This window comes from Cerasicoccus maritimus (assembly GCA_031296935.1).
In the GTDB taxonomy this organism is placed as follows: Bacteria; Verrucomicrobiota; Verrucomicrobiia; order Opitutales; family Cerasicoccaceae; genus Cerasicoccus; species Cerasicoccus maritimus.
Genome location: JAVDPD010000023.1, coordinates 1 through 25,927 on the forward strand (window position 1 = coordinate 1; position 25,927 = coordinate 25,927).

A 25,927-nucleotide genomic window follows, 5' to 3' on the forward strand; every position below is an offset into this window, starting at 1 on the left:
AGCCGCTGTCGGCAAGGGCTTGCTCGGGGCTCCCCAGTTGGGTGGGGATGTTTTGGATGCCTGCTTCAAGCTCGCCGTTGTCGGCGCTGCATTGGCTGATGTGGGCGCTGACGACCAGTTGGCTACCGTCGGCGTCAACGCTGGCCTGGGCGTTGTAGCTTTGCGTCACCGCGCTGCTGTTGCCTTTGCGCATCAGGCGCGAATCCGGGTCGCTCAGATTGGTTTGTTCGACGGGGTCAGGTTGGTCGCTCGGCGGCTTGGGACGACGGCCCTTGCCGTTTCCCTTGCGCTCCTGACGGGCCTGAAGTTTGGCTTCGTAGGCCGGGCGCTGGGCGGTGGCGCGCTCTTTGGCCCGTGCTTGAAGGGTCCGCTGGGCCGCATCCATCTGCTCGCGCAGGGACTGGCGACGGGCAATCTCAGCCGGCAGACGCTCGTCCACTTCCGTGTTGTCGGCCTGCTCAGCGCGGGCGCAAAGCGCCGCGATGTCCGCGCTCAGGCGCGTTTCGAGCTGCTGGGCTCGTTCGTAGGTGACGTTGCGGTCTTTGCTCGCGTTGGCCCTCAGGTGCGTGCCATCGATGGCGACCGTGCCCAGCTTGAACAGCTTCAACTCGCGCGCCAAAAGCAACACCTCAAGAAAACACGCCGTGAAGGCCGCGTGGTTTTCACGACGAAAAGCGCAAATGGTGTCGTGGTCCGGGTGCGTGTCGCCCGTCAGGTAACGCACGCAAACGTCCCGGTAGGTCGCGCGCTCGATCCGGCGGGAACCGAACAATCCGTGGCTGTAACTGTAAATCAGCAGCGCCAACAGCATCCGCGGCGGATACTGCGACTTGCCTGCTCGCGTGCGCTTTACCTTGAAAGCGCTCAAGTCAACGCGATCAACCGCCTCCAAGATGAAATGCACCGGGTCGTCCTCAGCAACCCAATCACGCATATCAACCGGCAACAAAAGAGGCGTGTCACGATCTTCCATCACAAAATCCATCCGAACAACAAATCAACTTCAGACCAGCTAGGCCATCAAATCCGACAGGCTGCTAGGCTTTGGCTACTCATTTGGTGACAATAATTTTAAATATCACCTTGAATTCTTTTTCACATTTTCCTCCTGAGGAGCATGAAACGTGAAACTACTTTTGGCTCTGGATATTTTTGATTTATCAGTATCCTTGGTCAGTGCCATGTAAGCTAAAGCATGCTTGTCTAACGGTGGATACTTTCTCTACGGCTTCTTGGTGTTGCCCCTCACCCACGCTTTGTTACTTCAGTTAAATCAGCAATAACGCCAAGGATGCGCGCAAGAGCATCTACGGGATCAAAGCATCATTTCTTCATCTCGGCGAAACTGGTTTTGCCGAAATTCAAAAGCCGAAATTTTGCCTCTCGAATAAACCTCGCCGGACTCGATTAGACTTTTTGACGCCCTCTGAGCGCTGATTAACTACAAAAAAATTTCCCGAGCTAACTCGGGAAATTTCGTAAATAACTAAACTTTAGACTTAGGCGCTACGACGACGGCGATAAGCGACCAAACCGAGGACACAGAGACCAGCGATAGCGGCGTAAGTCGAAGGCTCGGGAACTGCGGTGCCGTAGATTTGCACGTTGTCGAGGCTGATGCTCTGGCTGCCGAGAGTATCAAGCGTGCCGCGGAACCAGATCTCATCAGTATTAGCCGTAACGGTGGCCAAGGTGTTGACTTCGCCCGTTGCGACATCGATCGTGTCAGTGCCAATCGTCAAGAAGTCTGTACCGTTCGTGCTGTATTCCCAGACGATATCATAGGACGCAGTGCTGCTAAGACCTGCTGCATAGGAGAAGACGAAGTCCGTGTAGACCGTCGATCCATCACCAGAACTGTAGAACACAAAGCTGAGGCCACTAGCATCGCTCAGGAAGCCATTTTGGAACTGTTGCGAATAAGCAGGATCAAGCGAAAGCTGATCGCTAGCACCTTCGGTGCGGCTGGTGATCTTCGTATTCAGAGCAACGTTAGCTGCATTAACTTGGATACTGCCCAATGCTCCATTCTGAGTGAAGGCGCTGGAACCATTCGTGCCGTCTGCATAGAACGAACCATTAGAGTTCGAGGTGCCGTCACCAGTGAGATCAGACCAGTTGCTAGCCGTTGTTAAGGCGCTGTCCTGAATGTTGGTGAAGTCCCAGCCAGAGAGCAACAAGCTAGCTGCGTTCGCAGAACCAGCAAGCGCCAAGGCTGAGCATGTAAGGAGAACAACTTTTTTCATGAAATATGAATTATGTTTTGAATATCTACAGCCGGGAGTCAGAACTCCCGACCATAGACATAAGATTAAGAATTTCAGTAATTGAAATCAGCTCAACCGAGTTGATTAGAGCGTGTCACCGTTGCCGTTGTCGACGAGGATTCCACGGATGTTCATTGCAGTCCAGAAGGTAGTGAACAAGGTGGAGGAAGCATTTTCAGGGAACGCACCAATGTGGTTCGTGTCCGTAAAGAAGGTGTTTGTGTAGGGAACCAGCGTTGCGCCCGAGCCAGCAGTGGTGCTGGTTAGCGGAACCGGGTTCACACCGTTGGCAACGGTTTGGTCGTTGGCACCAGCGCCGGAGATCAGACCGAAGAACGGGTCATTCACGCTAGTGGCGGTGCTGCCGATACGGTTGCCGTAGCATCCAGGTGCGCCACCGGGGGCTGCGTCTGGAGTCGTTCCGGAAGCGCCTGCAACAGTCTGAGAGATGGCTTCTGCGCCGATGGTGGCAGCGCTGTTGTCGGCAACGTCCACAAAGAGCAGACCTGCGAAGTTCAGAGTGCCTGCACCAACTTGAGCTTGTGCATCCGGATTCGGGTAAGACAAACCAACCGAAACGCTATTGGCACCCGGGAGGATCGTCATGCCTGGAATACTGGAAGGACCATCAAACAGGATCGAATTGTAGAGATCACCACCGAAAGCAGCCTTGCAGATGATGAAGGCGGTATCAAGCGTGCCAGAAGAACCAGGACCGAACATGGTCAAGTTATACATGGTCGGATGGGCAAACGGAGAACCCGAGACCGTATTGCTGCCGTCTTCACCGTCCCATTCACCGCAGCTGTCAGCGGTAGTCAGATTGCTAGGATCAGCTACGCCGCCAGCCAAGATGAAGCCATACTGGGCATAACCGGTCCAGCCTTGATCAACGTCGAGTCCATCGTCGTTGAAGTAGCTGAGCATGAAGTGCTTCAACGTAGCAGTGCCGCCGAAAATTTCGATGCCGTCATCACCCGAGCAGTAGATGTCGATGTAATCCAGCTCGGTGCCCATACCCACGCTGCCAAGGGTCAGGCCTTGTTGCTCATCACCTTCCGAAATCGAACGACCGGAGTGGCGAATGGAAACATACTTGACGGAGCCGGAGCTGTCGTTCGGGTTGCGACCACCGTAAGTAACGCGGGAGTCGGTCAAGCCGTAACCTTCGATGAAGGCTTCACCTGAAACACCGGTATCGGAATTGTCACGGTTATTGGGAGCATAACCGAGAAGTGTCAACGCGCCCCACTGGTTCACTGCAGGTTCGCCACCTACGACGGGTGCCAGCGGAGCAGTCTTCGGAGCAGCATCCAACCAGCTGTCCGTACCGGTCCAACGAACTGGAGAGGCGAGAGTGCCAACGTTGGCAGTCGTGAAAATGATTGGGTTGGTAGCAGTACCTACGGCGTAGATTTCACCACCACGCGTAACCAAGAGGCTACCGGGGATGTCAGTCTCAGCTGGAGCCGGCTGGCCGCGTACGATAACACCTGGCTCGATTTCCAGCGTTACACCAGGCATGACGAAAGTGAAACCTTCGAGCACGTATTCGGTATCAGCAACAGTGCCGTTAGGTCCCAACTTGATGCTGGAGACAATGTTGTATTCACCGGTGCCCGCGATGACGACATCAGATCCGAAATTCGCCGGCGTGATCGCGGTTGTCGCCCAAGCGCTGGCAGCGCTTGCGGTCACACCCAGAATGGTAGTTAAGTTAGCTTTAAACATATGAGATGTATGGGTTTTGGTTGAGAGTGAAATATTAGCCGAACAAGATGTCATGGGTGCGACACCAGTGTGTAATTTACGTTACAAAAACAGCCTAGAAGGTGTATTCGACTGCGAAACGGTAGCTCTGCCCGATCTTGTAAGTCACGCGGTCATAGACCTTGTTTGCGACCGGGGTCACATACTGAATTCCGCGAGCAGTATCCGTGATATTGGTAATCTGAAATTTGAAGACCAAGTTATCGGTGATGTTTTGATTAAAGGTAAGATCCAGCTGATAATAGGACTTCGTATATTGATCTACGCTGTTGTCCAAACCGGAACCAACCGCACTTAAAACATCACTTTGCGCAAAGACGGCGACCGTAATTGCCGATCCCCAATCCGGCTGATTGAAAGTAAGGTTCGCATTCACCAGCCAATCGGGTTGGTCAAACAAGCGACGATCAGTCGGCAGATTGTTATTACCATAGGGAGGACCATCAGTGCCCACAAAGGCACCATTGTTCAAGTTACCGTCAGGGTTCAGGACGTTAGGTGCCGAATAAGAGAAGTATGAATCCAGCACATTCTGCGGATAGCCCACCGACGCATCGATGTAGGTGTAATTCGCGCCAATAGAGAAGTATTCGAGCTCTGGGGCCAGAAAATCGAGAGATGTCTGAGCCTCCAGCTCCAAGCCTTTAACGCGGGCAGTATTGGGATTATTGAAGAACGAAAGCACGGAGTCGCCCGTAACCGGGTCACGCAAAACAATTTGCTCGATGGGTTGCTCGATAGTCTTGTAGAAACCACCGAGAGCGATAAAGCCGGTGTCAAAATCGTATTGAACACGCGCATCAAAGCTTTCCACATCGGAAATTTGCAGCGTAGGATTACCCAAAATGATATCACCCGTCTCCAAGCTACGTGAGAAATAGGGAGAGAGCTCACGGAACGATGGGTAGGCAATTGTTTGCGATGCACCCAGGCGCAGATTCCAGTTCTCCAGGAAGTTATAGGAAATCGTGCCACCGGGTAGGACATAGGTGCGATCAATTTTCCCCACCACACTGGAGTCCGTGTAACCAATAATTTCCCCGTTGGTCGGATTTGTCAGAGTCGAGCCACGCGGACTCGAAGACAGAAACTGGTCCAAAGTGCGCGTGGGCGTCAACTGCGCGTTACCCGAGGATGTGAAATTCACATTGGTAATTCGCGCGCCACCAGTAATCGTAAAGTTATCATCAAAGACAAATTGCGACATCATATAGCCAGCGGCTTCCTTGCGGCGCGCATCAGCGTAAGATGTATAAGTTGTGGTGCTAACCCCCGGAGTATTGAAGACCGCATCGAAAAGCTCTTGTTTAGTTGCGTAACGGCTGGTAACAGAGCCGACCGAGCTTTCCGCATCCACCTGATCAACATGCCGGTCGGCATAAGTCCATGAACCACCACCAGAGAAAACACTGTTAAGCTTTGAACTAATCTCCCATTCATAATCTGCGTCAATACGCCCCGCATTAGTTTCATCATCGATCGTGCGGGTCGTTTCAGTGAGAAACGCTGGAGGCCCGCTGCCACCAATGCCCGCGGCGCTATCGTAAAAATAGCCAGCCGGTCTAGTGCCAGTACCGTTATCATAGAAGGAACTCAGCACAGTTTGTTGTGGCAAGTCACTGGATGTTTTGGCGTAAGTAAGCCCCCAGAAAAGCTGTAGAGTCTCCCCCTTCGGCTCGAGAAATTCACCGCCAACCTGAAATGCTGTCAGATTACGTTGCTCATAGGAAAGGATGTCCTGATTAAAGGTATTAGTATCATCATAACCTCGACCAATCACATTACGGCCGGTGGTGCCAGATTGCCCGGACTCCGGCGACCCAACGCCGCGGTCAGAGTCGGTAAGATTCGTCTCAAAAAAACCAAACTCCTCAGGCAAGTAACCGTTACTCTGCTGCTCGGCAAAACCGTTTCCACTTTGGCTGTAGAGGACATTGAAGACGATTTTATTATTACCAGCCTTATCAAACTCATAGCCGATGCCACCCAACATGCCTATGAGCACATCCGCATCGGAGGCAACGACATCGTACGCCAAGGCGCTCGCATCCAAGTCACCATAAAACAGAGAGCCTGGAACACGGGTGGAATTAAAGAAAGAAATGTGTCCTGGGAAGCCAGGAGGAACACCAAAGTAATTACTGTTTGTAGCGTAACGATCCTGCTGTTTGCCGACTTCGGTACTGTAAGAACTGTCGTAGGATGCGGATGCAATAAAGCCGAGGTTACGACCATTCGGCAGCTCAAAAGTATTGCCGCCACCTCCGCTCATCGTGATCCCCAAAGGGGCAGAACCCTCCTCTGGAATCACAGATAACCCAGCAATGCGGGCCTGCTGGTTGGCTGTTGCAGTGTTCGGAGTCGTCGAACGATTAGACTTCCCATTCGCGACAAAATCTGCACGTCCCGAATTTGGATCCCGCAAGTAAGTATCCGATAGCGCAAGGCTGTTGAAACGAACGCCAATTTTGCCCCAACCAGTCGGCTCATCCGGAAATGACTTTGTAGTCAACTCGAACGCCGCTCCTGAAGAATTATTCGGCATGTTGGGCAAAAAGTTTTTGTTGGTGACCACGCTCTCAATGATCGAAGTCGGGAATAAGTCCAACTGTAAGCCTTGGCGCACCGGGTCAGGACTTGGCATCGGCAGTCCATTGACCAAGGTGCTGTTGTAACGGTCGCCCAAACCACGGACTACGGCAAATTTTCCGCCGACAACGTTCACGCCGGGGAGTCGCTGCACGAGGTCAGAAAGGTCGGTTCCGCCGAATTTGGCAAAGTCTTCCGACGAGAGGAAGTCCACCGTGCCAGCGGCTTCTCGACGCAGATCCGCGAGCAAATCGTTTTGGCTGCTCAGCTTTTCGGCTGCGATTTCGAACTCATCCAATTCAAAGATATTATCTATTGTCGGCGGCAGTTCCGGCGGCAAAGGAAAGTCTGCCTTCGTGGCTTCATTCGCAACAACCTTCAAATCGCGGATAGACGACGTGCGATAACCGGACTTCACGAAACGGAGGGTGTAAACGCCGACCGGCACGCCAACGAAACGGAACTTACCTTCGTTATTACTTACTTCAAAACGCTCGCGGGCAGTTTCATTTCCTAACTCACGGGCTTCCGCATCCGGCCAGACGAGCAGCACCGTCACGCCGCTTACGTAATCGCCCTTTTCAGAGTCAAAGATCTGACCAACGATATTCCCCTGCCCTTCAACAGGCTCACCACCATCAGCCGAAGCACTTTCTTCAACCCGGGCGACCTCAGCACCAACGACATCCATTGGCGCGGTTGACGGCTCCTCAGCTGAGCTCGTTGCTTCATCCTGCGCGGACGCCACGTTGCATACCAAGAACAGTGACGTAGCAACACTGACAGATGCAATATCGAAGCGTGAACACATATGAGCGAGAAAATGCGAGAACTGGTCCATTATGGGTGTTGTGCAAAAAAATCTGCCTAATTAAATTTGAGCCGATTCTTGAGAGAGAGATTTCCGATCTTCGCGGATCGCCTGCTCCAACTCAGATCGCCAAGCTTGAATATCCTTGGTCGATTCGATTTCGTAGCGCCCGATCACGCGTCCATTCTTGTCGATTAAAACGGCGGTAAAATCAGAGGGCTTGTGTGCAAAGGCGGTAACGTGACCATCGGCCAAGAAGCTCGGCATGGTCGGGGTTTGAATTTTAAGCTCTACGAGTTGATCGTTCAGCTTCTCGGCTTCTTCTGGCGCTATGTTTTGCGGAATGAAAAGCGGCTGCGTTTTAGAGAGCGACCAATCGCCCAGTAAATTATCATCAAAAACCACCATGCCCAAACGACCATCTACGGTGTCTAAATCTGCGTAGGCGATTAGGAAATAATCCTTCACCACAATATCTTTCTGCTTAAACTGAACCCAACCCTCCGGATGATAAAACCGGGAGCCGTATGACTTGGTAAACAAACCGTGGTCAGTCCATTTGCGCGTAGCCGATTCCTCCGCAAAGAGCTCAGCAAAGTTGGTCGAAGCAATGGGCAAACGCTGCACTCCGAAGCGTCCAAAATCAACTACCACTACTTCGCCCTCCACACGGACAAGCACTCCACGACGTCCTTCGCGTAAAGTCTTGTCGCCTTCCTTCAAATTAACTGGCTCAGCCAAGTTAACAAATTGCGGCCACCATTCGGAGCGTAGTTCCCATTGATCCGACGCAGAGGCCTTGCCGTCAGTTGCAAACAAACGTCCACTAATAGACACAATTACAACAAACAACAGATAGGTAAATTTATGATTAATCATCTTTCTCCTTTCATCGCAGCTAATTCTTCAGCGGTCTTTGCATTGCTCCTGAGCGGGACGGTGCTAATCACTTCGCGCTCAACGCGCACTCCAGCATTCGCCAAACTATGCAACTCTGCATTACGTGCCGCCATTTCTTGCTCGTGCTCCGCCATGCTGCGCAAATTGGACGGAACTTTAATGCCACTAGCTTCAAGCATCGGTACAAATTTCGGGTGATAGAGCTTGGACTGTACTTCTTTGGGTAATGAAGAGAAAGGCTTCAAAACTGGTTCATTCGTCTGCCGATTCGACTGCGTGGAGGCATCTGCTACGCCTTCATCAAGATCCACATCCACAAAGAGCGTCGAATCTTCTGATGAGCTGCTGGGCTGATCCAAGGTCAGCCAGAATCGCTCACCGGAAACCAAGTCGCGGATCTGAACCCGCTTTTGCGTAACTTCGAGCTGCTCCAACTGATAATGACCACCAGCAAACGACTGCCCGGTGCTCAACATTTGGGCCCCGCCTGATCCGCCATTGCTGAGCAATGCCCAGGAAACGGAATCAACGCGCAGAATGCCCTTCAGCCTGACATCATTATTGGCTTCAGTCGTGGAAGCACAGACCGCTAACAGCAGACACCCAGCACAAACCATCGCATGTAAGCCACTGCATTGTGCAAAAGGTAATCTGGGAATCTGAAATAGCATGCCATGTGATGGATTTCAGGCTATGAACGCAGGGCAGACTCAACCTTCTCCAAGAAGCGACGCACGCGTGCATCATCCTTTACCGCGAGTGCATCGCGGAGGAGCTCAGCTGCTTGTGAATACTTCTTCTCACGCACCATCAACTGCGCTTGTTTCACCAAGGCATTGAACTCAAACCCTTCGACTTTCTGCGCTCGCTGCAAGAAGAGGATCGAACGTTCGAGGTCATCTTGATCCGCATAATAGTCGGCAATTTCCAACAAGGCGTCACCACGGGCGCCATCGCGCTCAACGATCGACTGCAAGAGTGTAATAGCCTGGTCTTCATCGCCCTTGGAGCGTGCAACCATAGCCTGCACCGTGAGTAACTCCAGCTCATCATCATTGCTAAGGTTACCGGAATAAGTTTCCGAGAGCGTGCTCAACAGTGCTTCTGCCTGGGGCGTGGCACGTGCACGCAACATCAAACGCGCAGAGCGCAGACCTGTAGAGAACTTATCATATTTCGAATCCTTGGCAATTGCGGCCTGGTAGGCATCGAGTGCGGAATCAAAGTTGCGCTGATTAAAATAAATATCGCCCAAAAGGAACAAGCTTTCGCGCTTGGCCTTACCCATCGCGCGGACCATTTCCAAATTCACGATTGCGAGCTCCGGCTTCCCCATGCTCAGGTAGGCATTAGACTGAAGCATCCACAACGTGGCGTTGTCCGGCTCATCCTGGAGCATCGAGTTCATGAGCACGACCACCTCATTGTATTTTTCTGAAGCAAGTAACGCTTGCGCCAGACCCAGCTTCCAGTCGCGCTTGTCGGGCTGCTGCTGGATGGCGTCGCGGTAAGCTTCTTCCGCGGAGAGGAACTGTTCCTTATTGAGGTAAGCATAGCCCATCAGGCCATAGTTGCGGCCATCCTGCTCACCTAATTCCACGGCGCGGCTCAGGTGCTTGAGCGCTTCATTGTATTTCTGGCCCTGGATGTAAAGAAGCCCGAGATTCTTGTGCGCACGGCGGAAGTCAGGAAAGCGCTCAGTCGACTCCTTGTAATATCTTTCCGCATCAGCCAAGTCACCTTGTTGGAAATACAAGTTGGCCAACACGAAAAGCAGCGCGGCACTGGAATTCTCATCAATGTCCTGGCTCAGTCGCTCAGTTGCCGCCGACGGATTAATCTTCATCAGTTCGATCAAGTCCTGTAACAATTCAACTTCGTCCGGACTAACCTTGGGCTCAGCGCCGGACAAAAATCCATAGCTGCCGACAAAGCGTTCTTGCCATTCCGGATCATTGAAATTCGGCGCGGCTGCCGAAACGTCGATGCTACCTTGCGCAAAGGACACCATCGGCATCGCGGCAAGGCAAAGAGTAAGGAACTTCAGTTTCATAATCAAATATAGTTGTAGAGGCGTTACTTAATACGCACCGGAATCGGTAAGTTTGCTTTGGCTTTGGTTGGGCGGCCTTGGAAGGTGGGCGCCGAAAACTTGCGCTTCTTCACTTCGCGAACAATAAAGTCGTTGAATTTGGGCAGGTCTGAAGATGCGACTTCGGCATGTGTCACCTCGCCCTTTTCATTGAGCTCCAAATAAACGATAATCTTACCCGAAACGGTCTTCTTGCGTAAGCGCGCCGGGAAGTCGAATGGCGAGCGGTCCAGCAAGCGCGGCATTTGATCGAGGTCCGAGAAATCAACCAAGTCCTCGGTTCCCAAAGCTTCTTGGGAGGTCGAGAAAGTCGGCATGTCAAAATCTCCAGCCAGACTGCCACCGGTTCCCGGATTCAACGCAATTTCCAATTGATCCAGAGAGATTTCGGGCGGAGGTTCTTCCATTTCAGGCGGAGGCTCTTCCTCAGGCTCAGGCGGCTCGGGCGGCTCTTCCAACTCATCAATCTCAGGTGCCGGGAAAGCCATCACCGGTTCGGAAAGCTGAGTCGTCTCCGGCTTTTCAATGCCTGCGAGCGAGGCGGCCGCCATCAAAACAAACAAGCCCAACGACAGGGCAACGCCACAAACAATCCCCAACGGAAGATCGCTGCGCGCAGTTGGAATTTTAAAACTGCTGGAATCAGCCATAGTCTTTAATCCTTAAGGGTGGATACGCTGATTTTCTTAGCGCCGGCGTTTTTAACTTCAGACCAGACTTTGGAGAAAGTGCCATGATCAGCGAGGCTGTCAGCTTGGATGATTACCGGAATATCGCTTTGCTTGATCTGCTGCTTCACCTGCGCGGCAACGCCAGCAATGCCGATTTCCTTTCCGCCATACACCACGCGGCCATCTTCCGTGATCGCGATGATGATGCTGTTCTTTTCCAAGTCCTGATCCGTCACCGCGTAGGGCTTACGAATCTCCACCCCCGGTTCTTCAACAAAGACAGTGGTGACGATAAAAAAGATCAGCAGGATAAAGATACAGTCGATCATCGGAGACAGATTGATCTCTGTATCCTGCTCTGATTCGTCGTTGATGCTTCGGGCCGGCATTTGAAATCAAAATTTTAATTAGTGGTGGTAAAGCTGAGGAGTTCGGCGCCTGCTTCGGCAGCCTGGTCCCAAACGCTGATGAAGACGCCATGACTGGCATGCTCATTGGAGCGAATCATGACGGGAGTCTCGGAATCCTTCATGCCCTTCTTCACAACGTTCTTCACCTGACTCAAAGGAATCTCTTCCCCATTATAGATGACTTTGTTATTCGAGGTAATTTCCAGCATCACGTTGTCTGACTCCTCGTTGTTCTCTGCAGGGTTAGCCGAAGCGTCCGGCTTGTTTACCTGCACGCCGGTCTCTTCTACAAAGACCGTTGTAACGATAAAGAAAATCAGCAGGATGAAGATACAGTCGATCATGGAGGAAAGGTTAATTTCCGGTTCCTCTTCGCCTTCAGATAATACACTTCTACGCGACATGATTAATTAATTTTCAATTCAGAGAGAGTCAGACATTCCAAACGGGTGATGTTTGCCTCTAGCTTATGTTTCTGACGCTGAATGATCATCACAATGAACAGACCCGGCAGCGCGATGATCAGCCCGGTAAGGGTGGTTAGCAGCGCTTCCGAAATACCGGACGCCACAACGCCTGCCGTTTCACCGCCAGCGGAAGTCGCCAAGCCCATGAAGGTTTGCAACATCCCCATCACAGTGCCCAGAAGGCCAAGCAATGGAGCAGTCGCAACCAGCGTGTTCACAAAGCGCACACGGCGATCCACGAGGTTCAGCAGAGCCATGCGCACTTCGTCAAAGCGGTTGCGCACTTGCTTGGCCGAAGAGGTGTCCGTCTGCGTATAACGGATGATTTCCGCGACTCGGCCTTCTGCCTGGTCGGGGAACATCACCCACTCGCCCCACTTGAATTCATTGCGCTTGCCCAGGCTGGAACGGCGAACGTAAAGGATCAACTGAAACGCCTGGGTGTAGAGCAAGCACGCCAACAAAAACAGAGGGAGCATTACCGTACCTCCGCTGAGCCAGACATCCAGAATCTTTTCTATGCTAATACCGTCCATGACAGTGCACTCGAAAGCGATTATGAGTCCTTCTTGTCATGGCGGCGCGCCATCACTCCGTTAACAAATGCAACTGCGCCCTGCTCCAGCAAACCAAGCTTGCGCTTTGCCATGCGGGAAAGCATTCCATGCAAAATCAAAACCGGAATGGCGACGATCAAGCCCAGCGCCGTGGTAACCAAGGCCTCGGAAATACCCGAAGACAGGCTCTTGGCGTCACCCGTGCCGAAGATGGTGATCAACTGGAAGGTCTTGATCATACCAATAACGGTACCCAAAAGACCGAGCAGCGGTGCAGCCGCAGCCGTGATCGAAAGGAAGGGCAAAAAGCTTTCCAGATAAGGACGCGCCTTAAGAATGCGCTCGAAAAGCATTTCTTCCAAGATGCCGCGCTTTTCCTGTGCGTTGACTACGCCGGCTTCAAACATTTCACCAGCAATGCCGCCAATGGCGTGTGCGCGCTCTTGGGCTTCTTTTTCGTTTCCTTTGTCGATGCTTTCGAGGATGCCGTCGATGTGGCGCGGCATGGCGACCTTGAAGCTCAAAATCTGAATAGACTTATAGATGGCCAGCAGGAAACCAAGAATGCCCAAGCCAATGATAACCAAGCCAACTTCGCCGCCATCATCGATGTAGCCCTTGAGCGACTTCTTTTCCTTGGCAACCTTAAGAGCCTTACCGAGAGTCGAGTCAAACGGCAACATGCCATTGCCCGAAGTAACAGCCTGCGAAATGCCACCATCAATGTCGTCCGGGAGGTCGAGAACAACCGGATCCGCCGCGTTGAGCTGAGCCTCGATCAAACCAAAGGTCGCGCCATCATCGCTGCTGAAGTAAACCGTCGGCCCCATGATCGCAAACTTGCCGTCCACCAGCACGCCAGAGGGGTTCAAGGCAGAACCTTCGTAGCTGTGGCCGCCAATAAGGTTCTGAATACGGCCCAAAGCGGTTTCGATGACACCAACCTGCAACGTGCGCTTTTCCTCAGCACTGAGGTTTTCATTTTTTGGCGCAAGCTTGCCGGCTTGAATTGCTTCTTCGTAGCCAGCGAGTTCGCTGATGTTAATGCGCCCTTCGAATTCGTTGATAAACTCATTCAGGCGGTTGTTAACGAAGTCAGCTTGATCCTTCATCTGGCCGACCTGGCGCTCCAGCGCAGACAAGTCAATTGTGCCAGCATCCTTGATCTTCAACAAGCGATTACGCTCGCGACGCAGCTCAAGCACCTTGCTCTCCAATTCGCTAACCGACTTAGAAAGCGGGATCTTCTTTTCTGCGATGTCATTTCTTACGTCGGCGAGTTCTTTAAGTGCGTCTTCCAGCTTCTGGTTGCTGGACTCAGCGACTTGCTGAAAATTCTGCGCAGCCAATGGCGCGGCCATCGCGCCTGCCAGCGTCAGCGTAAGAGTAAATGATTGTATCCAGTTCATGATAAATGATAAATTTGGTCAGTTACTGCTACTTGATTTCGATGGGCAGCTGGACAAACTCGATGTTCTCGATGTTGCCTTCATACATATCGATGAAGCGCTTGGCGTCGGGAGCTATTGCGTTATTTTCCTCCCAGACCCAGCCGTCCGGACCAGGCTTGCCGAAGCCTGCAACCTTACCTTGTGTATCGACGTAAACCGCGAACGACATGCCCCAGTATAGCGTGAGCACGCTGATCTTCTGTCCGCCGACTTCGCGAGTTTCACCGTAGAAATTTGCAGTGCTGTTAAACTTTTCGGCTTGGGCCAGAATACCCAAGATGTTCACCAGGCGTTGGCCCAAGGGTATCTCTGACTCCTCCGGGTTATCCGGTATGCGGATAATGAGAGGCTCAAGCTTGTCCTGCAAAGGCTCGGGAAACTGCTTAACCAGCTGCTTGACCTCGACTTCCATGCCCTTGATCTGCGCGGCGAGCGCCGTGCCTGCACGTTGATGGCCAGCGCGCTCCAGCAGCAGCTCGTTGCGCTTTTCGTCTGCTTCTGTCGTGGAATCCTCTAGCTCTTTAACTTGCTCCTCCAAAGTCGCTGCCTGCTCTTGCAGCAGTTCCTGGGTGGAGGTGAGAAACTCCTGCTCAACCTTCCAGTCGGCTTTTTCTTCTGAAATAAGCTGACGGGTTTCCACCCACTTCGTGAGTGTCGACTTGGCTTCCGCTACCGCGTTTTGCTCAGCATGTGCGGGAGCAAACGCTGCAAAGCAGGTTGTGAGTGCAATGGCTATCGGCCGAATATTCATGAATAAATAGAAGGTTTCGTGAAAAATAGAGCGTAACGTAGAACAGATTTAGTCGGCCTTGACTAGAGGTTGGTTGTTAAACTTACGTCACAAATGACAAGCTGGTTACAGACCCGAAACACGCCCGTAACAAACAACAAGCACGCCCTATTTTAGGGGCATTTAAGACGCCTTTTGGCGCCTAAGCGTTACTCCACTTCGAAAATTTCACTCCGTTGGGGGTGGAAATCTTCATTCCTGAAATCCGTACATGCAGAAACCCCGGCGCTCCTGTCCGGGGTTTCTTATCCTATTTGATATGTAGCTGCTAACTTTGTCTGAACGTAATCTCTAAACTACTCTCCTGGAGGTGGTGGAGGCGCATCTTTCAAGTCCGTGCTTCGGGGCGGCCCTTGATTCGAATCGGCTGGTCCACGGCCACCTCCATTCGGAGGGCCTTGACGCTTGCCTCTACGCTGCTGAAATGCTTCACGGGCGGTCTGACGTTCTTCATCGGAAAGCACGCCATCGCCATCAGCATCAAAGCGATCCAACATCTTCGCCTCGCGCTCGGACTTAAAAGCTTCATACTTGCTACGCTCTTCTTCTGAGAGGGCACCATCACCATCGGCGTCAAAGCGGCGGAGAGCCATTTGCTCCATGTGAAATTCACGGGCGGCTTCACGCTCAGTTTCGCTGAGCTTGCCATCGCCGTCGGCATCAAACTGAGTCAGGATCTCTTCACGGGAGGGGCGATCCGGACGTTGGCCCCCTTGGCGTTGCTTTCCATCGGGGCGCTGAGGGCGAGCACTCTCCGAGGGCGGATCCGGCGGAAGGGCGTCGCTGTCACCCAGAGCTGCTGATTCCGCGTGGACCAAGCCGGTGGTCAAGGCAGCGCTTAAAAAGAGGTATTTTAAAGATTTCATTGTGAATACTGTTGGTTAAACTTAAGTGGGTTCTTGATTTAATAAGTGTAACCGATGGCGGCCCCCAAAGTTGCAAAAAAAATTACGCAGAGATAGATTGAAGAAGCTGTGAAGGCTGTATTGAATTATTGATCAGATGTTTGAAGTCACTTTCAGCGACCAGAGCATGTCGATGCTCAACCGCTTGGATATCATGATCCAAATGCCCATCATTGAGAAGTTCTCCAGCCTCACCAGCAAGGACCTCAATGCGGGTGGCGACGAGGTGGGCAAGTTCGAGCGCGGCGGCAAAGCATACTACCGCCTACGCGCTGGCGAATATCGCATCTACTTCGAAGTGGTCAACGAAAGCCGCTTGCTTAGCCACTATATCCTGCACAAGCATACGCTGGCTGACTTCATTTTCCGCTTCAAACTACCTTACAATGAGGAAACTCTGGTCGAACAGAATCAATCCTTCTGGCAATACGTGGAAAGCCTGACCCGACACCAACAAGAAAAACTCCCCGACGAACACACCCAGAATCCCGGTAATGCCTAGCGAGACGACCCCGAAAACCGCTGCCACCAAGGAGCTCCCGTATCGTGACGTCAATGAGGCCGCGCGCATTTACCTGCTGCCCAACCTCTTTACCGCCGGTAACCTTCTCTTTGGCTTCCTCGCCATCATCTGGTGCATCCGCGGAAAATACGACGCGACTGAGGCAGAAATGGCCCGCTATTTCACGCAGGCGGTGTTTTTCATCCTAGGTGCCGGCGTCTGCGACATGCTCGATGGCCGCGTGGCGCGCCTAGGTGGCCGTGAATCCCTTTTCGGCAAAGAATTTGACTCCATTGCGGACATGGTTAGCTTCGGTATGGCCCCCTGTCTGATGATGTTTTTCCTGATCCTGAGCCCGACCGAAGGCTGGGAATTTTTCCGCCAGATCGGCTGGCTAATCGGCTTTATTTACCTGCTTTGCGCGGGCATTCGTCTGGCACGGTATAACATCATTACGAACCCATTCATCCCCGGCATCGAGAAATCCGCTGGCTTGGGCGACTTCCAGGGCCTCCCCGCCCCCGCTGCCGCAGGCATGGTCTCGACTATTGTCCTTGTCATGCTCAACTTCCAGTTCGGCAAGGGCTTCTACCTCTTTCTTCCCCCGTTGATGCTTCTCATCGCGTGGATGATGGTCAGTAATGTGCGCTACCCGAGCTTCAAACACCTGGGCTGGCAGACGCACCTGAAGATTCCGCACTTCGTCGGCCTGATCATCTTCGTGATGATGCTCATCTTCTTCTGGCGCTTCTCGTTTGCGCTGCTGTTCTTGGCCTACCTGTTCTTCGGGCTGTTCCGTCACTTGAAAAAACGCCGTACCCTAGGCGCGCAAGACGACGACAACGATAATGTCTGACGCGCGTCCACGCCTCGCAGACCAGGCAGAGCGTACCCGCTTCACTGACGAGCTGGACCACAATTTCACGGTCACCGCCCCGGCCGGGGTCGGCAAAACCACCGCCATTGTCAGCCGCGTCGTCAACCTGGCCAAGGGCGACGACATGCGCGAAACGCCCGCCCTCCCCCGCCTCGCCGTCGTTACCTACACCCGCAAGGCCGCGGACGAAATGCGCCAACGCACCGCGCAGGAGCTACACAAGAAACAACAGGAAGACCACCTGAGCCCCGAAGTCTTCACCCGCTTCAACCAAGCCTTTTTCGGCACCATCCACAGCTTCTGCCTCGAGCTGTTGCGCACCTTTGGCCCGCTGGCTGGCTTGGCCCCGCAGTTTGAACAAGCGGGCAACCTCGACGCCCTCTGGCGCGACTTCATTCGCGGCAAAGACAACATTCTGGGATGCCTCGACAACGGCCCCCGCGAAAGCCTCGAACGCCACGGCTCGATCGGCGCATTGCTTTCGCTCGTCCAAAAATTCGGGACACAAATTCCCACGCCGCCTCCTCCCGGCCCCGCGCCAATGGTTGACCTAGCGCCCGTCATCAAGCACGAGCCACAGACCAAGCACAAAGGCGCGCTCGCAGGCATCGCGGAAGCCAAGCGCCTAGCCCTCCAATGGGAGCAGGCCTACGCCAGCGCTGAGCCGTGCCCGCCCATTGACTTCACCCGCGGCGGCAAAGATTTCCAGACCGACTGGGACCTTGCCTGGGCTCCGCTCAAGCGCTGGCTCGGCGACGCCTATCTTTACGTGGCCGCAGAGTTGGCCCGCGAGTTTCGCGCCTTCCGCGTCGCACGCGGCGAGATCAATTTCGACGACCAAATTGCCCTCGCCGCCGAGCTGCTCAACCATCCCGCTGCCGGCCCCGCCATCCGCGAACAGGAGCGCCTGATCATCCTCGACGAAGCCCAGGACACCGACCCGTTGCAGTTCGCCGTGCTGCTCAACGTCGCTGGCAGCCAATGGACGCCCGGCCAGCCCTTCGCCGAATCCATCGGCCCGCCCCCCGGCCGCTTCTGCATGGTGGGTGACCCGCAACAGTCGATCTACAGCGCGCGCGCCGACCTGCCGACCTACCGCGCAATCCACGAAGGCCTGGTCGACCAAGGCACCGCTGACGCCCTCAGTTTCACTGTGACCATGCGTTGCGACGCGCAGATCGTGGACGCCGTAAACCAGTTTTTCCCGCGCATCTTACGTCGCGAAGAAGAGCCCGGTCAGCAGGCCGCCTTCGTGCCCCTGCATGCCCGCCCCAACGCTGGCCCCGGTCGCTTTGAACGCGTCACGCTCGAGCCCGCCATCGATCCCGAAGAAGCCGACGCCGGCCGCAAAGATTCCCTCCACCAGGAGGCCGCAGCCATCGCCCGCTGGCTGCGCGACACCGGCCGCGAAGGCCTCGATGTGGACGATTGGAGCGAGGTGGCAATCCTCGCCCCGCGCAACGATTGGGCCGAGTCGCTCAACCGCGCCATCGAGCGCGTTCACCTGCCCGTGCAATCTCACTCGCGCAAGCTCAAGCGAGCAGGCGACCCCATTTACGCCTGGACTACCGCGCTAATCCGCGTACTCGCCCACCCGGAAGACGACTTAGAAACCGTCGGCGTGCTGCGCGAAATCTACTCCCTGCCCGACGGCACCATTGCCACCGTCAAGGCAGCCCTACACACCTTCACCTCCGCCACGCCCGAGCACCACGAGCAGTTCGAGGGCGACGCCCCCGTGCAAGCGGTCATCGACGCCCTCCTCGCCTTGCAAGCACTCCAACGCGAGGTGCACGACATGGCGCTCGGCGACGCCTTTCGCGTCATCTGCCAACAAACGCATTTGCCCGAGCGACTGGCTTCCCTGCCCGAGCTGGAGCCTGCCCGCATCGGCCTTACCCTCAAGCGCCTGCAAGCCAGCGCACTCCAAGCCGAGGAGCGCGGTGACGACTTGGTCGGCTGGTCGCGTCAAATCATTAGCAGCCTCGCGGAGGACTTGGAGAGCGACGACCCCACCCCCGGACACATCCAACTACTGTCCTGCCACAAGTCCAAAGGCTTGCAGTGGAATGTTGTCATCACGCCGTTTTTCCATTACGCAATCTCGCGGCGTGCGCAGTCCTTCCCGCGCTATTATCCCGCCACCCGCCACGACCCCGAATTTGTGGCCTACGATAAATCCTGCGACGTCGAACGCTCCCGCCAAACCGACCAAGCCTTCCGCGAAGAAACCGAACGCCTCGCCTACGTCACCTGGACTCGCGCCCGCCGCCGCGTAATCGCGATCGACGGTGCCGCCTTCTACAAGAAGCCCGGCCCGTCCGGCAGTTGGACCGATCTTTGCCTGACCTCTGGCGACGCGCCCAACGCCCAAGCCTGGGTCAACCTGCCCGAGTTCACCAGCGGCGCCCTCCAATCCAAAACCGACTCCCCTACCCCGCCGAAAAAGCAACCCGCGCCCGCGCTTCAATTCTTCACAACGCCCGAGCTCGCAACCTCCGAGGTAAAAGCCGCCACGCAGTCTTTCCCGCAACGCATCTTGCCCAGTAGTTTGGCCGACCACCACGCCGCCAAACCCGACGAACCCACCGGGCATGCCCGCGACGAAAGCGACTGGCAATCCGAACCGGGTTACCCGGAAACTCAGGATGGCAGCAGCGCCCTCGGCGGCGCCGACTATGGTAACTGGTGGCACAACTCGATGGAGAACGGCCCCTGGGGCGAGCCCATCGAAGCCTGGGCTGACTACCAAACGAGCGTTGTCCCCCACGCGCCCAACCCCGAACGCGGCGCCCAGGAATTCGCCGCCCTGCTGGCGACACCGGAGTTCCTTTGGCTCAATGACACGCAGCGCCAAGTCCGCGCCGAAGCCGCGCTCTTCTGGCCCGAGCACGCCCAAGCTCCCGATGGCCTGGAGCTTGGCTTGGAAGGCGCCGCGAATGCCCAGTTTGCCTATGATGGCTTTATTGACCTCCTCGCCTACGACGCCGAGCGCGACGCCTGGCGCATAGTCGACTGGAAGACCGACCGCATTTTCAAGAACCCCGCCAAGGAGCTTCGTGCCTGCTACGGCCCCCAGCTCGCAGCCTACGTCACCGCGCTCAGCCAGATGTTCGGCCGCCCCGTCGAAGGCTACCTTTACAGCACCCGCGCCGCCCAGTGGATCAAGCTTTAGGGCTGATCAGATCGATCACAACGCCACAACTCTCTGTGCACCATCACACAATCGTGTTGACGATATCTCGGCAGCAGTCAATAAAGAGCATAGCGCTTAACCAACCGCGCAACCCCGAACCCCGATGAAACTACAGTCTACTCTTTGGTATCTGGTCATGGTCTCGTTGCTGTGCTTTGGCCAAACTGTCTCCGCCAATGAAAATCCATCCGAATTGGATGTGCTCAAATCAGAGATCGCGCAAATGCGCGCCCTTTACGAAGCCCAGATTGCGAAGCTTGAAGCACGCGTGGAGGAGCTCGAAAACAAACAAGCCGCGGCACCGCCAAGCACAGAAGCAGAGACCTCGATTGCCTATGGGGCAATCCCGTCCCCCGACAATGGCGATGCTTCCCCTAATGTGGTAGCTTACGAAGATCGAGCAGAAGAGATTCAGCAGGGCGTCATGAACGAAGCCGAACTGGCTGCAATGGGCGCCAGCAACGGCTTCACCTTCAATGGCTATTTTCGCTCCGGCTTCGGCGTCGACAGCAAGGGCAACATCATGGAGGCCTTTCAAGCCCCGAACTCACTGGCCAAATACCGCTTGGGCAATGAGGCGGAGACTTACATTGAGACCGCCTTTGGCTATAGCTTCCCCGAACTCGATCTACCCGAAGGCACGGATTTCTTCGTTGGTTTTCGCCCCTCCTACCTCGTGCCGGATGCACGTTTCGCCAGCCAATCCGAGTTCTCCGTTCGCGAAGCCTACGCCTTGGCAACCGGCGTGCTGAAGGCCAATGAGTCTGCCAGCTTTTGGGCTGGCCAACGCTTTTACCAGCGCTTCGACGTGCATATCAACGACTTCTACTATCTCGACATGAGCGGCTTTGGCGGCGGGGTGGAAGACATCCAAGTCGGCGACATTGGCAAATTCGCCATTGCCTGGCTCGGCGGTAGCATTGACACCCTGGACAGCAGCGGCTCCGAGCTGTCCAATTCGGTCAACGGCAAGAACAGCCTCGACCTGCGCTTCTACGATATTGATGTCCCCTACGGCAAAGGTTTCGTGTGGGTCGATCTTGCACACAGCCAAAGTCGGCTCCGTCCCAATGGCGTAAACGTAAAAGTCAATGGCGGCGGCGGCGCGGCCTTTGCCCTTGGCCATGAAAGCAATGAATTCCTGGGCGGACGAAACATCTTTATGGTGCAATATGGATTTGGCGCGGCGTCCAACTTCAAGGCAACTCAAGAAGACTACGCTTTCTTAAATCCTGCAGCCGCCCCGGCAGCTCCGCTGAACGTAAATACGGAAGACGCCTGGCAATTCCGCGTGGTCGAAGACATCGTCATCCAGCCTTATGACGACCTAAGCCTCCAAGGCACATTCGTCTACAACGAGGCCAACACCGGCGCAGCCGTCAACCCACGCCGCACCTGGATTTCAGCTGGCGTACGCCCCATTTATTACTTCGATGATTTCTTCTCCATTGCAGTCGAAGGCGGCATTGACCACACCAGTGGTGACGGCGTGCCCTCCGGCGAGCTCTACAAGTTTACCTTCGCTCCCCAGATCACGCCCAAGACCAATTTCTTCAGTCGTCCAGCCATCCGCTTTTTCATCACTTATGCCTTCTGGAGTGACTCATTCAAGGGCTCAGTTTCTTCGCGGAATTACACCACAAACACTGATGGCCTCAACATTGGCGTGCAGGCCGAAGCTTGGTGGTAAGGGCGCCCAGCGAACATCCGCGCTTTTTGTTGGCGGGCAGCGCTGCGTTCATTAACCTAAGCGCCAATGCTCACGAAATACTCTTGGTTGGCCGCATGCTTGGCACTCGCGCTGTCTCTCATTGGCTGCGGTGGCGATAATAAATCCGCCGCACCGGAAGCGAAAAACGTCTTCATCCTCGCGCGCGGCAGCGATGCCCAAAAGCTCGATCCCGCCGATGTCGACGACGGTGAATCGGTCAATACGCTGGCTCAAGTCTGCGAAGGTCTCCTGCGCTTTAAGCCCGGTACGCTGGAACTGGAGCCCTGGCTCGCGGAGTCCTTTGAATCGTCCGCAGACGGCCTGACGCACACCTTTAAGATCCGCCCCGGCGTCACGTTTCACGACGGCACACCGCTGACGGCAAGGACTGCGGCTTTTAGCTTTCAGCGCCAACTCGACCCCAGCCATCCCGCACATTTGCCGACCGCGAGCTTCGTTTATTGGAACTACCTTTACAACGATGTCGAGGCCGTCGAGGTCGTCGATGAAATGACCCTGCGTTTCCGCCTCAAGCAGCCCAACGCGTCCATCCTTTACTCGCTGGCAATCTTCTCCGCGTGGCTGATCAGCCCGAATACGCCGGTGGCCGAGATCCCGATGCGCCCCATTGGCACCGGTCCTTATCAATTTGACCGCTGGGAAAAAGACCAGGCCGTGCTCCTGAGGCGTAACCCCAACTACTGGGGCGAGCCTGCGCACTTCGAGCGCGTCATCCTCCGCGCGGTGCCGGAAAACACCGTGCGCCGACTGGAGCTGGAAGCCGGCGGTGTGGATGCGGTTGACGGCTTGCAACCAGCCGAAGCAATCGCCCTCGCCGACAACCCGCAGTTTCGGCTCTATCGCGGCCCGGGCATGAACGTTGGCTACCTAAGCATCCAGACCGAGAATCCGAAGTTTGCCGACACTGACATCCGCCGCGCTCTCGCTATGGCCATCGACCGCGAGGCGTTGGTGAAGCTGGCACTCGACGGCGCCGGCGTGCCGGCGAGCTACCCGATTCCGCCTGGCTTCCTCGGCGAACCCAAGGACGCCGAGCCGCCCTTTAAATACGACCCCGCCGCCGCCAAGGCTATCCTGGCCCAGCATCCGGAGTTCTTAAAAGAACCCATCGTAATCAGCACGCTCACGGATTCGCGTCCGTATTTTCCGGACCCGCAGCGCGTGGCGTCAATGATTCGCAGCGACTGGGAAGCCGTCGGCTTGACCGTGGAAATCAAATCTCGCGACTTTAAAAGCCACCTGCAAACCCTCCGCAATGGCGACTACGAATGCGGCCTCATTGGCTGGGTGGGCGACAACGGCGACACCGATAATTTCCTCGCGACTTTCTTCCACAGTCGCGGCACCGTGAAAGGCAGCGCCAACAATTTCGCGTTCTACAAGAACCCGCAAATGGACGCGCTGCTCGACGAAGCACGCCGCGTCAGCGACCCCGTCGCCCGCGCCAAGCTCTACAACGAAGCACTCGCGGTTTGGTCGCAAGACTTGCCCATCATCCCACTCGTCCACGCCGAGCAAATGGTCCTCATGCGCAGCGAAGTCGAAGGCTTCGTGCTATCGCCCACGGGAAATATTTTCCTGGGTCCTGTCGAGTGGTCGGCGGAACGTTGAAGGTAGGGACGGTTGCCCTCAACCGTCCGCCACGCGCAAAATGGCCTACCCGATGAAACCGGACGGTTGAGGGCAACCGTCCCTACCTCTTTCAGTTATCGCCGCCATTTGCCCAATGGGCAAATCCGGATGCACCGCATCCGACGGTCCAGCGGGACGCGGTCTGGTCCAAAGACTTGCCCATCATCCCACTCGTCCACGCCGAGCAAATGGTCCTCATGCGCAGCGAAGTCGAAGGCTTCGTGCTATCGCCCACGAGGAATATTTTCCTGGGTCCTGTCGAGTGGTCGGCGGAACGCTGAAGGTAGGGACGGTTGCCCTCAACCGTCCACCACGCGAAAAATGACCTACCCGATGAAACCGGACGGTTGAGGGCAACCGTCCCTACCTCTTTCAGTTATCGCTGCCATTTGCCCCGTGGGCAAATCCGGATGCACCGCATCCGACGGTCCAGCGGGACGCTGGGGGGGGGGTAAAAGTGGCCCGGGGTGAAGATATCAAAGAACAAACATCCCGCCCGTTCGCTCGCATTGAGCGCAGGTGGGAGAACGCGCCGTTGTGTCGCGCGCGCGGAGCCACTCGCATCGGAGAGAAACGAGGCCCCTGACGTCAATATCCGTTGGCGCAAGCTGGCATAGTCGGGCGGCGTTTTGGGTGCGCGGGCACATTAAAATCTACAGGCGTTGCGACGTCGGCTGCTGTCACCAGCACGACGGGCAAATGGGCCTGTTCGGCGATTCCAAAACGACGCGCGAGCGAATGCGCCGCGGTCGATATTGACTCGACTACCCACTCACTAAGGCGGGTGTTGGCGATGTTTGGGAGAATGATTCATGGCGGTGAGATCGTCAGATTTAAGTGATCATTTAAATACTAACACATCACCACTGCACCGCAACAAAAAGCTGCACGCGCGAGCACTTTATTAGTGAGTAGCTTTCACTAATAATCCGCCTTGGCCATCAACGACTTGCGCACGTAAAGCACGCAGCAGCGGTCAATGAGTTACCTCTCCGGACGTGGACACCCGCTCCTTGATCCACTCGATACCGGCGGGCATGCCATCTTCGATCATCGGCCAATAGTGGTCGCCCTGCTCGATGATCATTATATCAAACTCCGGCGCATTGGGCTGTGCTTTGAGCCGATCCGTGAAAGCATTGAACTCGCCAATCTCCACCACCTCGTCCTCCATTGACTGAAAGAGAAACGTCGGGCACTGAAGCTTTTCCACATTGTTGATGGGTGAGCTTTTACGCAGGAAATTCTTCACGTTGGGGAAGATCAGGCCGATCAGCGGCGTATCGAGCAGCTCCGCGTGAAAGACCTCGATATCGACGCCCGGCGCATAGGCAAGGCAGCCCGCCACGCGCGGCTCGTGCATCGCGAGCAGCAAAGATAAGGTCCCCGCCGAGCTATGCCCTGCGGTGTAAATTTGCTCGGGGTTGACCATGGGCAACTCCGCCAGGACAAACTCCAGCGCATAACGCCCGTTGAGGATGCCCGCCTGCGCGTCGCGAAACTGGTCGTATTGCGAGCTGGCGGCCTCCATCATGGAATCGTCATCGTAGAAGTAGTCTTCGCCACCGCCATCAATCGAGTAAAAAACGGTCACGATGCCGGCCTCTGCATAGGGCAGCGTTTCGTCGTGATAGGCCTCGTCATCAAGCTCGCCAAGCATCGCACCGCTGAGTAGATCCGTCCCCGCAGGGGCTACCAGCACACACGGCAAGGAGCCGGGTGCGGCATCTTCTGCGCCCGCCGGCAGGTAGATGCGTAGCTGCATATTCTGCGCAGGCTCGGAGCCATGCGTCTTCACTTGGAGGACGTGCACATCGCCCAGGCTCGTGCGGTCCGCGCGGTCGAGTAACCCCTTGAAGTTGGGCGGTGTGTTGATGTAGGCGAAAGGCTCTTCATTGGCCACCATCTGCTCCTCGATTATCGAACTGAACTTTTGGATAAAAACACCAATCGCGATCATGATGACTGCGCCGGAGACGATGCCGGAGATTGCCCAGCCCTTGCCCTTCAAGTCGCCGTCCGACCTTTTGATCCGGATCATCGCAACGATGCCAAAAATAAAGCCGAAGAACGATGGAATCCCCGCCATAAAGAAACCGAGCACACTCAGGATGCAGCTGCCGACCGCCATCTTGCACAGCCGGGGCTCCGGCTCTGGCTCTGCGGCATGGTATGGCGCGCCCTGCGGCGGCATGGGCGGCGGCACAGCCGACGGCGGAGTGACGGGCGGGAGCGGCCCCAAAGGATTGCGGCGAGGGATAGGTGGCGGTGTTTCGTCCATATTGCTACTTAAATTATTTGTATCACG

Annotated in this window: 21 protein-coding genes; 6 read left to right on the top strand and 15 right to left on the bottom strand. The window is 55.3% G+C overall.

Going from position 1 to position 25,927, the window contains the following annotated elements:
- The 14 genes from RBB62_RS13970 to RBB62_RS14035 form a co-directional block, all read right to left on the bottom strand.
- The coding region (locus tag RBB62_RS13970; protein ID WP_309399568.1) for a transposase at positions 1–934 on the bottom strand (934 nt) is incomplete at its 3' end.
- Positions 935–1,499: 565 nt separating this feature from the next.
- Positions 1,500–2,246 carry a PEP-CTERM sorting domain-containing protein gene (locus RBB62_RS13975; RefSeq protein WP_309399569.1) on the bottom strand — a complete coding sequence of 249 codons (747 nt, stop codon included), beginning with the start codon at positions 2,244–2,246 and terminating at the stop codon, positions 1,500–1,502.
- Positions 2,247–2,351: 105 nt separating this feature from the next.
- Positions 2,352–3,998, bottom strand: coding sequence for a hypothetical protein (locus RBB62_RS13980; protein WP_309399570.1), 1,647 nt, complete (start codon positions 3,996–3,998; stop codon positions 2,352–2,354).
- Positions 3,999–4,092: 94 nt separating this feature from the next.
- Positions 4,093–7,374, bottom strand: coding sequence for a TonB-dependent receptor (locus RBB62_RS13985; RefSeq protein ID WP_309399571.1), 3,282 nt, complete (start codon positions 7,372–7,374; stop codon positions 4,093–4,095).
- Between the two features lie 123 nt (positions 7,375–7,497).
- The gene (locus RBB62_RS13990) at positions 7,498–8,316 is read right to left on the bottom strand and encodes a hypothetical protein (RefSeq protein WP_309399572.1); all 819 of its coding nucleotides are present in this window, start codon (positions 8,314–8,316) and stop codon (positions 7,498–7,500) included.
- On the bottom strand, positions 8,313–9,008 hold the full coding sequence (locus tag RBB62_RS13995) for a hypothetical protein (protein WP_309399573.1): 696 nt from the start codon (positions 9,006–9,008) through the stop codon (positions 8,313–8,315). Before RBB62_RS13995 ends, RBB62_RS13990 begins: the two co-directional genes overlap by 4 nt.
- Before the next feature lie 20 nt (positions 9,009–9,028).
- Positions 9,029–10,390, bottom strand: coding sequence for a tetratricopeptide repeat protein (locus tag RBB62_RS14000; protein ID WP_309399574.1), 1,362 nt, complete (start codon positions 10,388–10,390; stop codon positions 9,029–9,031).
- A 23-nt stretch (positions 10,391–10,413) separates the two neighbouring features.
- Entirely contained in the window at positions 10,414–11,079 is a 666-nt protein-coding gene (locus RBB62_RS14005; protein ID WP_309399575.1) for an energy transducer TonB, read from the bottom strand.
- A gap of 5 nt (positions 11,080–11,084) precedes the next feature.
- On the bottom strand, positions 11,085–11,489 hold the full coding sequence (locus RBB62_RS14010; RefSeq protein WP_309399576.1) for an ExbD/TolR family protein: 405 nt from the start codon (positions 11,487–11,489) through the stop codon (positions 11,085–11,087).
- A gap of 14 nt (positions 11,490–11,503) precedes the next feature.
- Complete coding sequence (locus RBB62_RS14015; RefSeq protein ID WP_309399577.1) at positions 11,504–11,914, bottom strand: ExbD/TolR family protein; 411 nt, start codon at positions 11,912–11,914, stop codon at positions 11,504–11,506.
- A 2-nt stretch (positions 11,915–11,916) separates the two neighbouring features.
- Positions 11,917–12,513, bottom strand: a complete 597-nt coding sequence (locus RBB62_RS14020; protein ID WP_309399578.1) for a MotA/TolQ/ExbB proton channel family protein — start codon at positions 12,511–12,513, stop codon at positions 11,917–11,919.
- 20 nt (positions 12,514–12,533) lie between these two features.
- Positions 12,534–13,943, bottom strand: a complete 1,410-nt coding sequence (locus RBB62_RS14025) for a MotA/TolQ/ExbB proton channel family protein (RefSeq protein ID WP_309399579.1) — start codon at positions 13,941–13,943, stop codon at positions 12,534–12,536.
- Positions 13,944–13,971: 28 nt separating this feature from the next.
- Complete coding sequence (locus RBB62_RS14030) at positions 13,972–14,736, bottom strand: DUF3450 family protein (RefSeq protein ID WP_309399580.1); 765 nt, start codon at positions 14,734–14,736, stop codon at positions 13,972–13,974.
- 335 nt (positions 14,737–15,071) lie between these two features.
- Positions 15,072–15,641, bottom strand: a complete 570-nt coding sequence (locus tag RBB62_RS14035; protein WP_309399581.1) for an EF-hand domain-containing protein — start codon at positions 15,639–15,641, stop codon at positions 15,072–15,074.
- Between the two features lie 136 nt (positions 15,642–15,777).
- Here RBB62_RS14035 and RBB62_RS14040 point away from each other — a divergent pair, with 136 nt between their 5' ends.
- The 6 genes from RBB62_RS14040 to RBB62_RS14065 all read left to right on the top strand — a co-directional run bounded on the left by RBB62_RS14040 (position 15,778) and on the right by RBB62_RS14065 (position 23,900).
- On the top strand, positions 15,778–16,182 hold the full coding sequence (locus tag RBB62_RS14040; RefSeq protein ID WP_309399582.1) for a type II toxin-antitoxin system RelE family toxin: 405 nt from the start codon (positions 15,778–15,780) through the stop codon (positions 16,180–16,182).
- Complete coding sequence (locus RBB62_RS14045) at positions 16,175–17,038, top strand: CDP-alcohol phosphatidyltransferase family protein (RefSeq protein WP_309399583.1); 864 nt, start codon at positions 16,175–16,177, stop codon at positions 17,036–17,038. Before RBB62_RS14040 ends, RBB62_RS14045 begins: the two co-directional genes overlap by 8 nt.
- Positions 17,031–20,234 (top strand): UvrD-helicase domain-containing protein, encoded by a 3,204-nt coding sequence (locus RBB62_RS14050; protein ID WP_309399584.1) that lies wholly within the window; start codon positions 17,031–17,033, stop codon positions 20,232–20,234. Before RBB62_RS14045 ends, RBB62_RS14050 begins: the two co-directional genes overlap by 8 nt.
- Before the next feature lie 124 nt (positions 20,235–20,358).
- On the top strand, positions 20,359–21,945 hold the full coding sequence (locus RBB62_RS14055) for a carbohydrate porin (RefSeq protein ID WP_309399585.1): 1,587 nt from the start codon (positions 20,359–20,361) through the stop codon (positions 21,943–21,945).
- Between the two features lie 66 nt (positions 21,946–22,011).
- Positions 22,012–23,598 (top strand): ABC transporter substrate-binding protein, encoded by a 1,587-nt coding sequence (locus RBB62_RS14060; RefSeq protein WP_309399586.1) that lies wholly within the window; start codon positions 22,012–22,014, stop codon positions 23,596–23,598.
- Between the two features lie 176 nt (positions 23,599–23,774).
- Positions 23,775–23,900, top strand: coding sequence for a hypothetical protein (locus RBB62_RS14065; protein ID WP_309399587.1), 126 nt, complete (start codon positions 23,775–23,777; stop codon positions 23,898–23,900).
- Positions 23,901–24,595: 695 nt separating this feature from the next.
- Here the strand turns inward: RBB62_RS14065 and RBB62_RS14070 are convergent.
- Entirely contained in the window at positions 24,596–25,900 is a 1,305-nt protein-coding gene (locus tag RBB62_RS14070) for a prolyl oligopeptidase family serine peptidase (protein WP_309399588.1), read from the bottom strand.
- Between the last annotated feature and the right edge of the window lie 27 nt (positions 25,901–25,927).